This is a genomic window from Alcaligenes faecalis, assembly GCF_009497775.1.
Taxonomy (GTDB): domain Bacteria; phylum Pseudomonadota; class Gammaproteobacteria; order Burkholderiales; family Burkholderiaceae_B; genus Alcaligenes; species Alcaligenes faecalis_D.
Map to the genome: position 1 here is coordinate 2,521,528 of NZ_CP031012.1, position 15,082 is coordinate 2,536,609.

A 15,082-nucleotide genomic window follows, 5' to 3' on the forward strand; every position below is an offset into this window, starting at 1 on the left:
CTCTCCTAGCGTGCGTATGGGGAATAAGGACTGACCAAAGAGCCCAGCGAGGTATCCAGACCGGCTGGATTGGCTGGCGCAGGCGCTTTAGGTGCCGCAGCCGGAGCTGGACGGCTGATCTGTCCTTGCGAAGCGGCCGAGGCGACAGGAGCGGATGGCTCCATATCGGTACGGCTGCCCACCTGACGCACGATCTTGTCCAAAGGCAGATAGATCATGTTGTTATCGCTACGGGTATCAACCAGTACCTTGCTGGTGCTCTCCAGGATTTCCTGAATCGTGGACAGGTACAGACGATCCCGCGTTACACCCGGAGCCTTCACGTACTCGGCCTCGACGCTGCCGAAACGTGCAGTGTCACCCTTGGCATCACCGATCACACGAGCCTTGTAACCTTCGGACTCCTGCATCATGCGTGCCACTTGACCAGCGGCTTCGGGCAATACCTTGTTGGCATAAGCCTGACCTTCGTTGATCTGACGTTCACGGTCCTGGCCGGCCTTGACGGCATCGTCAAAAGCCGCTTGAACCTGCTCGGGCGGCTGCACGTTCTGGATCGCCACGGTACTGATCTGAATACCAGTACGGTAACGATCCAGAATGGACTGAGCCAGTTGCTGCACGTCCGAGGCAATCTGTGTACGGCCGGAATACAGTACGGAGTCCATAGGCTGTTTGCCCACAACTTCACGCATGGCGGTTTCTGCCGCCTGACGTACGGATTCGTCCGGATTATTGGTGTTGAACAGGTAGTCCGGCGCACCAGTAGGCAACAAGCGATACTGAACCACGTACTGCATATCAACGATGTTTTCGTCGGTTGTCAGCATCAGGGACTCAGGCAGGACTTTATTGCGCGCACTTCCGCGGTAGCCCACCTCGAAGGTACGCAACTGGGAAATATTGACGGTTTGGTGATCTTCGATGGGAGCGGGCCAACGCCATTGCAGACCGGGATTCAGGGTTTTAGTGTACTCGCCAAAACGAGTCACCACGGCAACCTGACCTTCCTGCACGATGGTAAAGCCACTGGCCATCCACAGGCCGACTGCCACCACGCCACCGATAATCAGCAGCTTGGGCGAGCCCTTAGGGATGGAGGGCCCATTACCGCTACCTGGAGGCATGCCACCAGGAGGGGAACGACGTCCCTTTTTGCCAAATAAAGATCCCAAGCGACTGTTGAAGTCACGCCATACCTCGTCGAGGTCAGGCGGGCCATCTTGTTTCTCGGGGCGGCGAGGTGGCTCGGAACCGTTTTTGCCACTGTCTCGTCCCCAACCGGGATCATTGAGATTGAATATTTTATTGTTCAGACGCATTGTTTTCCGCGAAATGACCTGATTCGACGATTGCTGTACGCAAGCCATCCAATCCGATGCGCTCTAAAGCGCTAACAAAGACTCGGGCAATAGTACCATGTTCGTCCCGCTCTACCCGTGGCTCGTAGCCAGCTTGGTCAATTTTGTTATAGACCAAAATGCGAGGTATTTCATGGGCCCCGATGTCCTCCAGAACCTTATGAACTTCAGCGATTTGTTCATCGCGTTGAGGGTTGGCCGCATCGACCACATGCAGCAATAAATCTGCATGGACGGTCTCTTCCAAAGTGGCCCGGAAAGCAGCAATCAAGGTCGGTGGCAATTCACGAATGAAACCCACCGTATCCGAAATCACGACCTGCCCTGCCCCTTCAATCCAGATACGACGCGTGGTGGTATCCAAGGTAGCAAATAACTGGTCAGCTGCGTAGGCATCCGCACGGGTCAAGGCGTTGAACAAGGTGGATTTACCCGTGTTGGTATAGCCCACCAGTGACACCGACAAGGTACCGCTACGAGAACGGGCACGACGCTGGGTGCTGCGCTGACGCTGCACCTTGGCCAGGCGCTCACGCAAGGTACGGACCTTGTCGCCAATCATCCGGCGGTCCATTTCCAGCTGTGATTCACCTGGACCACGCATGCCGATACCACCCTTCTGGCGCTCCAGGTGAGTCCACATACGGGTCAATCGGGAAGTCAGGTGCTGCAACTGAGCCAGCTCGACCTGCAATTTACCTTCGTGACTTTGCGCACGCAGGGCAAAAATATCCAGAATCAGGGCAACCCGGTCAACCACGCGCAGTTCCAGCTTGCGCTCCAGGTTACGCTGCTGAGCCGGGCTCAAGGCATGGTCAAACAGCACCACTTCAGCGCCGGTTGCCTTGGCCAGGGCGACGGCCTCTTCCAGCTTGCCTGTACCGATGTAGTAGGCAGAATCCGGGCGGGAACGACGCACGACCATCAGTTCCATAATCTGGGCGCCTGCCCCTTCGGCCAGCATGACGAACTCTTCGGCATGGGCCTTGTAGTCCAGCTCGCCCATATCCACACTAATTACCAGTGCCTTCAACGCTTGCTCCAGAAACAAAGACCCGCCCGCGGGCACCGCGAGACGGGTCTTTCAGAGTACAAAGAACTGGGTGAGGATTTATTCAGCCTGCTCATCCGCAGCCAAAGTAACGGGGCGTGCAGGAACGACGGTAGAGATCGCGTGCTTATACACCATTTGAGTGACTGTATTGCGCAGCAGTACGACATACTGATCGAAGGACTCGATCTGACCTTGCAGCTTGATGCCGTTGACCAGGTAGATCGACACAGGGATATGCTCCTTGCGCAGCGCGTTCAAAAACGGGTCTTGTAGAATTTGCCCTTTATTGCTCATTGGTGAGGCTCCGGTTATGTTGTTTTTCCAGAAATGGAAGCGAATCCCACTACTTTACCGGGTTTTCCCTGAATCCGCACGTTCCAAACTGGAGATTTTTATCTAATAGGTGTATATCAGGCGCCTTGCCCTAAAATCTGCCGCAAACTGTTGCACAGTCGGGCACATTGCTCGGGCGATCCTACCGTAATACGTAAGTACTGCTCAATGCGTGGCTGGCGGAAGTGGCGAACCAGAATCCCCTGTTCACGCAAGGCTTGCTGAATACCAGCTGCCGAATGTTTAGGGTGAGTTGCCATCAAAAAGTTCGCTTTCGAGGGCAAAATCTCGAAACCCAGCTGTTCCAGATCGGCACGCAATTGCTCGCGCGCATCAATCACCGCCTGGCATTGACGATCAAAATACTCCGTATCCTTCAAGGAAGCCACGGCACCCACCTGGGCGATGGTGTCCATGGGATAGGAGTTGAAGCTGTCTTTCACGCGCTCCAGGGCCTGAATGATATCGGCGCTGGCCAAGGCATAACCCACACGCAAACCGGCCAGAGCACGCGACTTGGACATGGTTTGGATGACCACCAGGTTGTCGTACTTTTCCAGCAGGCTGACCGAGGACGTGCCGCCGAAATCGACGTAAGCCTCGTCCACCACCACAGTGGTGTCAGGGTTGGCGGCCAGGATGGTTTCAATGTCAGCCAAGGACAAGGGAATCCCGGTAGGCGCATTGGGGTTGGCGAAAATAATGCCGGCAGGTGGCAGGCTGCGCTTGCGCACATAGTCCTGCACATTCAGCGTGAAGTCTTCGCGCAGCGGCACGATATCAGCGGGCACACCGAAGTACGAACAGTAGGTGGTGTAGAAGCTGTAGGTGATATCGGGCAGCAGGACCGGACGCACGCCACGCAGGAACAAGGCGCTGAACACATGGGCCAGCACTTCGTCCGAGCCATTGCCCAAAAAGACATTATTGGCTTTCACGCCGTGGTTGTGCGCCACCGCGTCACGCAGTTCCTGCGCGCTGTAGGAAGGGTAAAGACGCAAATCATCGGTCGCCGCCTGGCGGATCGCTTCCAGCGCTTTGGGCGACGGACCGAAAGGATGTTCGTTTGTGTTCAGCTTCAAGAGGTTATCCAGCTTGACCTGCTCACCCGGTACATAGGGTGAAAGCCCCGCTACATGATCACTCCACAAACGGCTCATTACGCGTCCTTCAGATAAGGGTTTTTAGATGATTTGAATTCGATGCGCAAAGGCGTGCCTTCCAGCTTGAAGGCCTCGCGAAAACGCGTCTCCAGATAACGGCGATAACTGTCCGAAATGGCATCCAGGGCATTGCCGTGAATCACCACGATCGGCGGGTTCATGCCACCTTGGTGAGCATACCGCAACTTGGGACGGAAAATGCCCTTGCGCGGCGGCTGTTGCTGTTCCACCGCTTCTTGCATGACGCGAGTGAGCTTGGGGGTAGACAGCTTGGAGAAGGCAGCGGCATGCGCGGCATTGACCGACTTGAGCAAAGGATTGATCCCCTGCCCTTTCAGCGCCGACAAGGTATGCATCTTGGCGAAGTTAAGGAAGCGCAATTTGCGATCGAACTCGCGCTTGATCCACTCGCGCTGGTACTCGTCCAGACCATCCCACTTGTTGATGCCCACCACCAGCGCACGGCCGGTTTCAACCACGAAGCCCGCAATGCTGGCGTCCTGGTCAGAAATCTCCGTGTGCGCGTCAATCATCAGCAAGACCACGTTACACGCTTCAATCGCCTGCAGGGTCTTGATAACGGAGAATTTTTCAACCGCTTCAAACACCTTGCCGCGCTTGCGCAAACCGGCGGTGTCGATCAGGGTGTATTCCACCCCATTGCGTTCGAACTCGATTTCAATGGCATCACGCGTCGTACCGGGCTGGTCAAACGCAATCACGCGATCTTCACCCACCAGGGTATTGATCAGGGTGGATTTGCCCACGTTGGGGCGGCCCACAATCGCCAGCTTGATGCGGTGCTGAAATTCATCATCGTCCTGGCCTTCATCTTCAGGCTCAGGGTTTGGCACTTGCTCCAGCGCCAGATTGATCAGCTCTTCCACGCCGTCGCCGTGGGAAGCGGAGATCAGGTAAGGCTGGCCCAGGCCCAGTTCGTGGAATTCCACGCCACCGGCCTCGTAACGCATGCCTTCGGCCTTGTTGACGGCCAGCAGCACTTTCTGACCCAGCTTGCGCAGCAGCTGCGCAATTTCCAGATCCAGTGCATTGACGCCTTCACGGGCATCGACCAGAAACACGACCACATCGGCTTCGGCAATCGCTTGCTGGGTCTGGCGAGCCATCTCCAGCAACATGCCGGTTTTGGCCACGGGCTCGAAACCGCCCGTATCGACCACGATATAGGGACGGCTGCCAACCCGGCCTTCGCCGTAATGACGGTCGCGGGTCAGACCAGGGAAGTTCGCCACCAGAGCCGCGCGCGAGCGCGTCAGGCGGTTGAACAAAGTGGACTTGCCAACGTTGGCCCGACCGACCAAAGCCACTACGGGCTTAAAAGAAACGCTTTTCAATTGATTCCAACCAAGACCAAATTACCATTGCCGGTCTGGACCAGGACCCCGCGCGGGGTTCCGATCAAAGGCGACACAATGGCACCACCGCCGACACTGACCCGGCCCAACAAGGTGCCGTCCAGTCGCGATAGAAAGTGAACATAGCCTTCCATGTCACCGGCGGCAAGCGCCTGGGGCATGACGGCCAAAGGAGCCAGACCACGGTTACGCAAAGCATTCTGCGTCCAGATGGTTTGCCCGTCTGTCATGGCAAACGCTTCAATCTGGTCGCGGCTATTGGCGGCATACAACATATGGTTGTCCGCTGCGATACCGGTACCGGCCGAAAATTCCCTATCCCACACCAGACGCCCACCTTGGGAGACGTCAAAGCAGGCAACGCGACCTTGGTAGGTTGCACCGCACAGCAGGGGATCGACGACCTGGGGAGCACCCACGACGTCATTAATGCGCTCCAGGTCGGTCGCGCCGCGGGAGACAGAAATACTGCCTTCCCACACCAGATGACCTTGAGCCGCATCAATCGCCATCAAACGGCCATTGGGCATGCCTGCCAGCAACAAGCCGTCGATGATGCGCATTTGCATGCTGGTTTTCAGCGACAAGGCTGGACCGGGGCGCTGCAGGCTCCAGCGCAGATCGCCTGTGCTGGCGTCGAAAGCTTGCAGGCGGTAGTCGCTGGTACGCGCCACAACCACACCGGCACCGACAGCAGGAGGCACGTTCACGGCGCTGCTGCTACGGCTGCGCCACAATTCCTTGCCCGAGTCGTCAAACGCAATCACGTTGCCGTCCACCGACGCCACGGCAGTGACTACGCCGTCCGAACCTGCACCAGCCGTCAACTTCGTGCCGGCGTTGGTCGACCACTGCACGCGGCCGGTATCCAGATCCACCTTGCTGACCTGACCCGAGACCGATGCGGCGTAAACCGAAGAGCCGCTGACTTGCGGTGCAAAGCCCGAATCTGCACCGCTACCAATAGAGGTGCTCCAGCTGATCTTGGCGGCCACACCGGGGGTGTATTCCGTCAAGGGCGTGGGTTCAAAACGCGGATCCTTGCTGGAAAACATGGAGCAACCGGCCAAAGCAGTCAGGCTCAGAGCCAGAGCGCTCAAGCGCAGGACACGCATGGCAGAGGATGGGGATTTGCGAATAGTAGGAAGAGACATGAATTAAGCTCCTGCCAGGGCATCAAGTTTGATCTGTACCAACTGCGAAATGGGGTCTTGCTTGAGCAGCTCCACGGCCTGTTTCCAGGCATCGCGCGCTGCATCGTTCTGTCCTTGAGCGGCTAGAATATCGCCTTTGCGATCTGCAAACAGACCGGCAAAGCTGGCAGGAGGGTTAGTCAGCTGAGCCAAGGCATCATCGTAATTCTTTTGTTCCAGCAAGATACCGGCCAGACGCAGACGTGCCAGCGGAGTCAGGGCTGGGTCGTGGTTGGTTTTGACCATCCACTCCAGTTGCTCACGAGCAGGCGTCAGATTGCCGCGTTGCTGCAAAGCCTGGGCAGCCAGCAGGACACCACGAGAGGTGTAGCCGGATTTGGGGAAATCGTTACGCAAGGTTGTGCTGGCTGCCAGCACGCGGGCATCGGCCTCTTCGCCGGTCTGGGCAGCCGCGCTTTCCAGCGCCTCAAAGTAACCCATGGCCTGACCTGCCTGATGGCCCTGGTACCACTGCCAACCGCGCCAGCCTGCTACCGCCGCCAAAGCGGCAAACGCCAGCACGATGCACAAGGTGCCCCAGCGGTCCCACCATGCCCGCATGGCATCTAGTTTTTCCTGTTCTTCAAGATCGTAGGCCATGCTCAAATCCTTGCTGACAAAACACTGGCGAGTTCAGAAAAATCAACAGACTGTTGCTGCTCGGCGCCATCCGCAGCACGCAACCATTTCACACTGGCCTGTTCTTTTTGGAGTTCGTCGTCACCCAAAATAACGGCGGCCTGCGCGCCACTGGCATCAGCCCGTTTGAACTGGGACTTGAAGCCGCTGGAGCCTGCATGGACAATCACCTGCAAACCGGCATCACGCAATTGCTCGGCCAACAGCGACGCCTTGCGCTGGGCTGCCTCGCCCTGGTGAACCATATAAACCTGGCATTCGGGGATGGCCGCCTGCTCGCCATCTTGAGAGCACAGGTCCAGCAAGCGCTCCATACCAATGGCAAAGCCCACGGCGGGTGAAGGCTTGCCACCCATCAATTCGATCAGGCCGTCGTAACGGCCACCGCCGCACACCGTACCTTGCGCACCCAGGCGATCCGTTACCCACTCGAACACGGTCAAGTTGTAGTAATCCAGACCACGCACCAGACGCGGGTTCAATGTGTAGGCAATACCGGCATCATCCAGACGATCGCACACGCCCTGGAAGTGAGCACGAGACTCTTCACCCAGGAAGTCGAACAGGCGTGGAGCGGCATTGGCCATTTCCTGCATGGCCGGATTCTTGGTATCCAGCACGCGCAAGGGGTTGGTGTACATGCGACGCTGGGCTTCTTCGTCCAGCACGTCCTTGTGAGCTTCCAGGTGTTCGATCAAGGCCGCACGGTGAGCGGCACGTTCTTCAGCCTGACCCAGGGAGTTCAGTTCCAGACGGATGTCCGTCAGGCCCAGCTTCTTCCACAAACGGGCCAGCATGACGATCAGCTCGGCATCCACGTCCGGGCCAGGCAGACCCAGCGCTTCCACGTCGATCTGGTGGAACTGACGGTAGCGGCCACGCTGCGGGCGCTCGTGACGGAACACCGGACCCAAGGCGTAAACGCGATGAGGACGATCGTACAAAAGATTATGTTCGATAGTGGCGCGCACCATGCCCGCCGTAAATTCGGGGCGCATGGTGAGCTTGTCGCCGTTCAGCGAATCGGTAAAGGAATACATTTCCTTTTCGACAATGTCGGTGACTTCGCCAATACCACGGGCAAACAGCTGGGTATGTTCCAGCACGGGTGTACGCATATTGCGATAGCCATAACTGGCCAACCATTCCCGCACCAGAGCCTCCAGGGCTTCCCACTGTGCGCTTTCACCCGGTAAGGTGTCTTTCATGCCCGTCAGGGCGCGGAGCTTTTGAAACTGCTGCGTCATAATTCTAATGGTTTGCTCGCCATAGACTGACAAGCGTGTTGATCAAACCGTTGATGTTTTGCCGTAGCGGCGCTCAACGTAATTCTGGACAATGGTCTGAAATTCCTGAGCGATAGTATCACCCTTCAGGGTCACCACCCGCTCGCCATCCACATAGACGGGTGCCGAAGGGATTTCCCCGGTTCCCGGCAAACTGATGCCGATATCGGCGTGGCGGCTTTCCCCCGGACCATTGACCACACAGCCCATCACCGCGACGTTCATGGTTTCCACGCCGGGATACAGATCTTTCCAGACAGGCATCTGGTCACGCAAATAGCTTTGAATATCGTTGGCCAGTTCCTGGAATACCGTACTGCTGGTGCGACCACAACCCGGACACGCCACCACCATAGGGGTGAAAGCGCGCAAACCCATGGTCTGCAGGATTTCCTGAGCCACGACCACCTCACGGGCGCGATCGCCACCGGGTTCGGGCGTCAGGGAAATACGAATGGTGTCACCAATGCCTTGCTGTAACAAGACGGACAAGGCGGCTGTGGAGGCCACAATACCCTTGCTGCCCATCCCCGCTTCGGTCAAACCCAGATGCAGGGCGTAATCGCAGCGCGAGGACAAATCCTGATAAACCGTAATCAAATCCTGCACATGGCTGACTTTACAGGACAGCACAATACGTTTGCCGTCCAGACCCAGCTCTTCGGCCCGCTGGGCATTGCTGATGGCTGAAAACACCAGGGCATCGCGCATGACAGCCTGAGCCGTCCAGGGGTGTGCCCGTTGATTGTTCTCGTCCATCATGCGGGCCATCAGCTCGTGATCCAGACTGCCCCAATTCACACCGATACGCACGGCCTTGTCGTAACGGCAGGCGATTTCAATCATCTTGGCAAAGTTGTCGTCCCGACGCTTGCCCCCGCCCATATTGCCCGGATTGATCCGGTACTTGGACAAGGCTTGCGCACATTCCGGGAAGTCTGCCAGCAGCTTGTGGCCGTTGTAATGAAAGTCCCCTACCAAGGGAACATTCACGCCCATGCGGTCCAGCTGTTCACGGATAGCCGGGACTTCACGCGCGGCTTCCGGGGTGTTGACGGTAATACGTACCAGTTCGGAACCGGCACGCGCCAACTCCTTGACCTGAATAGCCGTTGCGATGGCATCGACCGTATCCGTATTGGTCATGGACTGCACCACGACCGGCGCCGAGCCCCCCAGTTTCACAACATGATCGCCCCAGCGCACATCAACCGTGCGCGTTACCCGCTTGGGTTGAGCGCCCACCGGCAAGGGTTGGCAAGCAGAGGGAGTTTCGGGACCCTGCGTCATTTCTTCAAGTCCTTGAGCCAATCGAACACCAGCCACTCTTCGGGAACCCAGCCCCGATCAATGGCGTAAAAACCGGCTACCAACAGCAAAACAATAATGATAAGAATCCAGATCCAGCCAAAACCGCCACGCGATTCGGAATACAGGCTCAGGTCCGCACTGGACAAGCCTGCACCGGAATGATTGCGTGGCACGGGCTTGGGCGCTGCCGTATCACTGACCTGAGCTTCCAGCATGACCAGCACAGCCGATACGTCGGCCTCCAGAAAGCGCGCGTAATTGCGCACCATGCCACGCAAAGGCTGCCCACCAGGCAACTGGTCCCACTCCTGGGCCTCCAGGGCCTCTAGCTGGCGAACTGAAAACTTCAGGCGGGTGGAGACTTCGTTCAGCGTACAGGATCGCGCCAGACGCAGCTCACGCAATGTCGGGCCTACACCTGAGCCCGTTTCTGGAGCCGATTGGTTGGAGGGGACCAGAGTCTCGCTCATGCACGTTCCTGTTTGATTTGAATAACAGCACGATCAGGCAAACGCTGTTCGATACGGGTGCGATCACGAATATCGCCCGCCAACTGTCCGCAAGCGGCAGCAATATCATCGCCGCGCGTCTTGCGCACTGTGGTTACCACCCCACCATCCATCAGCCGTTGGGCAAACTGCTTGACCCGTACAGCTGAGGAGCGTTTCAGACCGGACTGCGGAAAAGGATTGAAAGGAATCAAATTAAATTTACAGCGCACAATGCGTGCGATGTCCAACAGTTCCTGCGCATGCTGGTCGGTATCGTTGATGCCGTCCAGCATGATGTATTCAAACGTGATGAAGTCACGCGGGGCGTGCTCCAGATAGCGATTACAGGCATCCAGAAGCTCGGCCAGCGGATACTTCTTGTTCAGCGGCACCAGACGGTCGCGCAGCGCATCATTGGGCGCGTGCAGCGATACAGCCAGAGCCACCGGGCAATCTTTGGCCAGACGATCCATCATGGGCACCACCCCGGAGGTGGAGACCGTCACGCGGCGGCGCGACAGACCGTAGGCATTGTCATCGAGCATCAGGCGCAAGGCACCGAGCACCTGGTCATAATTGAGCAGGGGCTCGCCCATGCCCATCATGACCACATTGCTGATGACACGTGTGCTGGTTTGCTCGGCATCGCCAATACGGGCAGTTTCCGGCGCATTCAACAAGGCTCGGCGGGCAAACCACAGCTGGCCAATGATTTCAGAGGTCGTGAGGTTGCGGTTGAAACCCTGGTAGCCCGTGGAGCAGAATGGACAGGCCACGGTACAACCCGCCTGGCTGGAAATACACAGGGTGCCCCGATCGTCCTCGGGAATGAAAACCGCTTCGACGGCGTTATTGCTGCCTACATCAAACAGCCATTTACGGGTGCCGTCGGTAGAAATATGTTCGTGCGACATGCTGGGCGCAGTGACAACGCAATTGGCTGTCAGTTGTTCGCGGAACTCGCGCGCCAGGTCCGTCATCTGCCCAAAATCGTCCTGTTGACGCTGGTGTATCCAGCGCTGCAATTGGCGCGCGCGGAAAGGCTTGCCACCCCATTGGGCGACCAGTTCAACAAGTTGCTCCGGGCCCAGGCCCAGAAGATTGGTAGGTTCGAGCGATGACATAAAAAAATAATACCTTCACGCGGTCTGGCTATTACTTTCTTGCGTAAATGCAAAAAAGCCCCTTTTTGCGGATTTGCCCGGCACACCGATTCCAGTGAGCCGGGCAAGTCTTGCTCAGAGTGCCGCCAGTACTGCGCGGTTTAACGAATTAACGGCTGTAAACGTTGCACTCTGGGAAGAAGAAAGCGATTTCGACAGCAGCGGTTTCAGGAGCGTCGGAACCGTGAACGGCGTTAGCGTCGATGCTTTCAGCGAAGTCAGCACGGATGGTGCCGGCGTCAGCTTTCTTGGGGTCGGTAGCGCCCATCAGTTCGCGGTTCTTGGCAATGGCGCCTTCGCCTTCCAGAACTTGAACGAATACAGGACCGGAAACCATGAAGTCGACCAGATCCTTGAAGAAAGGACGCTCGGCGTGCACACCGTAGAAGCGCTCGGCTTCGCCACGGGACAGGTGAACCAGGCGACCAGCGATCACTTTCAGGCCAGCGCCTTCAAAGCGGGAAATAATCTGACCGATCACGTTTTTAGCAACAGCGTCGGGCTTGATAATGGACAGAGTGCGTTCAATAGCCATGTGAAAATCCAAATAAGAACAATATAGTGTAGTCTTTGCTGCGTAAAGCAAAATGCAGATCCGACGGTTCGCGCTAAATTTTTTAATGAAAACAAGCACTTTCATCAGATTTACGGCAACCCGGCATTTTACCACGCCAAAGACGCACGGCCACATCTTAAAATAGTGCATCTTACATTCGTTTTTTACCCAGGATTAGTCCCGCCCTATTTGGCACCGAACGTGCAATAAGGGGCAGGCAGACCGCATCACCATGACCAACTCATCCGCAACGACCTCCGACGAGCAATTATCCAAGAGCTTTGAACCCCAGGAAATCGAAACGCGCTGGTACGCGCGCTGGGAGCAAGCCGACCTTTTCAAGGGTGGCCAACATGTCCAGCCCTTGGGTGATCACCAGTCCGAACCCTTTGTGATCCAGTCCCCGCCTCCTAACGTCACCGGGACTTTGCACATGGGCCACGCCTTTAATCAGACCATCATGGATGGCCTGACGCGCTACCACCGCATGAAAGGCGACGATACGGTCTACATTCCCGGCACCGACCACGCCGGGATTGCCACCCAGATCATTGTGGAACGCCAGCTTGATGCCCAGAACATCAGCCGCCACGACCTGGGTCGCGAAAAATTCCTGGAAAAAGTCTGGGAGTGGAAAGAGAAGTCGGGCAATACCATTACCGGCCAGTTCCGCCGCCTGGGCGCGTCCTGTGACTGGAGCCGCGAATACTTCACCATGGACGACAATCTGTCCCGTGGCGTGCTGGAAACCTTTGTCCGCCTGTACGAGCAAGGCCTGATTTACCGTGGCAAGCGCCTGGTGAACTGGGACCCCGTGCTGGGCACCGCCGTGTCTGACCTGGAAGTGGTCAGCGAGGAAGAGGACGGCCATCTGTGGGAAATCAGCTACCCGCTGACCACACCCCAGGGCGGCCTGACCCACCTGACGGTGGCCACCACCCGTCCGGAAACCATGCTGGGCGACGTTGCCCTGATGGTGCACCCGGAGGACGAACGCTATATCAGCCTGATCGGCCAGACCGTGACCCTGCCCCTGGTTGGCCGCTCCATCCCGATCATTGCAGACGACTACGTAGACCCGGCCTTTGGCACGGGCGTGGTGAAGGTTACTCCTGCCCACGACTTCAATGACTACGCTGTTGGCCAGCGCCACGGCCTGGAAATGATCAGCATCCTGACACTGGATGCCCATATTGCCGACACCGCTCCCGAAGCCTACCAAGGCCTGGAGCGCTTTGCCGCACGCAAGCAAATCGTGGCCGACCTGGAAGCCCAGGGCCTGCTGAAAGCGGTCAAACCTCACAAGCTGATGGTGCCACGTGGCGACCGTACCAATACGGTCATCGAGCCCATGCTGACCGACCAGTGGTTTGTGGCCATGAGCAAGCCCGCTCCGGAAAATTCGCTGCACCCCGGCAAGAGCATCACCCAGGTTGCCCTGGACGTGGTGGCCGATGGCCGTGTGCGCTTCTACCCCGACAACTGGTCCAACACCTACAACCAGTGGCTGAACAATATCCAGGATTGGTGCATTTCCCGCCAACTGTGGTGGGGCCACCAGATTCCTGCCTGGTACGCCGAAGACGGCAGCCTGTTTGTCGCCCGTTCCGAAGAAGATGCTCTGGAGCAAGCCCGTGCCGCTGGCGTGACCGGCCCACTACGCCGCGACGAAGACGTGCTGGACACCTGGTTCTCCTCCGCCCTGGTGCCCTTTACCGATCTGGGCTGGCCTGAAGAAACCCCGGATCTGGCCCGTTACCTGCCCTCCAGCGTGCTGGTCACAGGCTTCGACATTATTTTCTTCTGGGTGGCCCGCATGGTCATGATGAGCATGCACCTGACCGGCCGCGTTCCATTCAACACCGTCTATGTTCACGGACTGGTGTGCGATATGGAAGGCAAGAAGATGAGCAAGTCCAAGGGCAATACCATTGACCCGGTGGATTTGATCGACGGTATCGACCTGGAAAGCCTGGTACACAAGCGCACCTTTGGCCTGATGAACCCCAAACAGGCTCAAAGCATCACCAAACGCACCAAGAAAGACTACCCCGATGGCATCCCTGCCTTCGGTACGGACGCGCTGCGCTTTACCATGGCCGCCTACGCCACGCTGGGCCGCAACATCAACTTCGACATGAAGCGTTGCGAGGGCTACCGCAACTTCTGCAACAAGCTGTGGAACGCCACCCGCTTTGTGCTGATGAACACCGAAGGCCATGAGCTGCACACCGACGCCCCTGCCGAACTGAGCTTTGCAGACCGCTGGATCATCAGCCTGCTGCAAGGTCTGGAACAGGATGCCGAGCGCGGTTTTGCCGACTACCGTTTCGACAACGTTGCCAACGCCATCTACCACTTTGTGTGGGATGAGTACTGCGACTGGTATCTGGAACTAGCCAAGACCCAGATTCAGAGCGGCACGCCCGAGCAGCAGCTGGGCACACGCCGTACCCTGATCCGTGTGCTGGAAGTGGTGCTGCGCGTGGCGCACCCCATCATCCCGTTCATCACGGAAGAGCTGTGGCAGAAAGTCTCGGTGGTGGCTGGCAAACGTGCCGCCAATGAAAGCACCAGCATTTCGGTCCAGCCCTACCCAATTGCGAACCCTGCCGCGATTGACGAGCAGGCCGTAGCCCAGGTTGCCGAGCTGAAAGCCCAGGTAGACGCAATTCGCGCCCTACGTGGCGAAATGAACCTGTCGCCCGCCCAGCGCGTGCCACTGGTTGCCCAAGGTGACGCCGCCATCCTGAGCGCCAACAGCCCTTACCTGGCCAGCTTGTGCAAGCTGGAAAGCGTGGACATCGTGGAGCAACTGCCTACCGATGCCGGCGCTCCCGTGCAAGTGGTCGACAAAACCCAGCTGATGCTGCACGTAGAGATTGACGTGGAAGCAGAGCGTATCCGTCTGTCCAAGGAAATCGAACGTCTGCAAGGCGAAATCAGCAAGGCCGAAGGCAAATTGGGCAACGCCAGCTTTGTGGAGCGCGCTCCTGCCGCCGTGGTCGAACAGGAGCGCCTGCGCGTGGCTCAGTTCGGTGAAACGCTGGCCAAGGTGAAACAGCAGTTTAATCGTCTGGGCTAATCGCTTGAACTAAGCCCCGAAGACAAGAAAAGGCCCTGCACTAGTGCAGGGCCTTTTTGCATCTATTTACC

The 15,082-nt window shown here is 57.6% G+C and carries 13 protein-coding genes; 1 reads left to right on the plus strand and 12 read right to left on the minus strand.

Going from position 1 to position 15,082, the window contains the following annotated elements; genetic code table 11:
- Positions 1-5: 5 nt before the first annotated feature.
- The 12 genes from hflK to ndk all read right to left on the minus strand — a co-directional run bounded on the left by hflK (position 6) and on the right by ndk (position 11,905).
- Positions 6-1,322 (minus strand): FtsH protease activity modulator HflK, encoded by a 1,317-nt coding sequence (gene hflK / locus DUD43_RS11750; protein WP_045930084.1) that lies wholly within the window; start codon positions 1,320-1,322, stop codon positions 6-8.
- Entirely contained in the window at positions 1,306-2,394 is a 1,089-nt protein-coding gene (gene hflX / locus DUD43_RS11755; RefSeq protein WP_153230431.1) for a GTPase HflX, read from the minus strand. Before hflX ends, hflK begins: the two co-directional genes overlap by 17 nt.
- Before the next feature lie 78 nt (positions 2,395-2,472).
- A complete protein-coding gene (gene hfq / locus DUD43_RS11760; RefSeq protein WP_003799329.1) occupies positions 2,473-2,709 on the minus strand; it encodes an RNA chaperone Hfq in 237 nt (78 codons plus the stop codon).
- 116 nt (positions 2,710-2,825) lie between these two features.
- The gene (hisC, locus tag DUD43_RS11765; protein WP_153230432.1) at positions 2,826-3,908 is read right to left on the minus strand and encodes a histidinol-phosphate transaminase; all 1,083 of its coding nucleotides are present in this window, start codon (positions 3,906-3,908) and stop codon (positions 2,826-2,828) included.
- On the minus strand, positions 3,908-5,266 hold the full coding sequence (der, locus tag DUD43_RS11770) for a ribosome biogenesis GTPase Der (RefSeq protein ID WP_153230433.1): 1,359 nt from the start codon (positions 5,264-5,266) through the stop codon (positions 3,908-3,910). Before der ends, hisC begins: the two co-directional genes overlap by 1 nt.
- Positions 5,263-6,441, minus strand: a complete 1,179-nt coding sequence (gene bamB / locus DUD43_RS11775) for an outer membrane protein assembly factor BamB (protein ID WP_153230434.1) — start codon at positions 6,439-6,441, stop codon at positions 5,263-5,265. Before bamB ends, der begins: the two co-directional genes overlap by 4 nt.
- 3 nt (positions 6,442-6,444) lie before the next feature.
- Entirely contained in the window at positions 6,445-7,080 is a 636-nt protein-coding gene (locus DUD43_RS11780; protein ID WP_153230435.1) for a YfgM family protein, read from the minus strand.
- Positions 7,081-7,082: 2 nt separating this feature from the next.
- Positions 7,083-8,366, minus strand: coding sequence for a histidine--tRNA ligase (hisS, locus tag DUD43_RS11785; protein ID WP_153230436.1), 1,284 nt, complete (start codon positions 8,364-8,366; stop codon positions 7,083-7,085).
- Between the two features lie 42 nt (positions 8,367-8,408).
- Positions 8,409-9,695: a flavodoxin-dependent (E)-4-hydroxy-3-methylbut-2-enyl-diphosphate synthase gene (gene ispG, locus DUD43_RS11790; protein WP_153230437.1), complete on the minus strand. Its 1,287-nt coding sequence runs from the start codon at positions 9,693-9,695 to the stop codon at positions 8,409-8,411.
- Positions 9,692-10,186: a helix-turn-helix domain-containing protein gene (locus tag DUD43_RS11795; RefSeq protein WP_153230438.1), complete on the minus strand. Its 495-nt coding sequence runs from the start codon at positions 10,184-10,186 to the stop codon at positions 9,692-9,694. Before DUD43_RS11795 ends, ispG begins: the two co-directional genes overlap by 4 nt.
- On the minus strand, positions 10,183-11,331 hold the full coding sequence (gene rlmN / locus DUD43_RS11800) for a 23S rRNA (adenine(2503)-C(2))-methyltransferase RlmN (protein ID WP_153230439.1): 1,149 nt from the start codon (positions 11,329-11,331) through the stop codon (positions 10,183-10,185). Before rlmN ends, DUD43_RS11795 begins: the two co-directional genes overlap by 4 nt.
- A gap of 148 nt (positions 11,332-11,479) precedes the next feature.
- Positions 11,480-11,905 (minus strand): nucleoside-diphosphate kinase, encoded by a 426-nt coding sequence (gene ndk, locus DUD43_RS11805; protein WP_009455885.1) that lies wholly within the window; start codon positions 11,903-11,905, stop codon positions 11,480-11,482.
- Between the two features lie 253 nt (positions 11,906-12,158).
- Between ndk and DUD43_RS11810 the strand changes: the two genes are divergently transcribed.
- Complete coding sequence (locus DUD43_RS11810; protein WP_153230440.1) at positions 12,159-15,011, plus strand: valine--tRNA ligase; 2,853 nt, start codon at positions 12,159-12,161, stop codon at positions 15,009-15,011.
- The last annotated feature ends 71 nt before the right edge of the window (positions 15,012-15,082 follow it).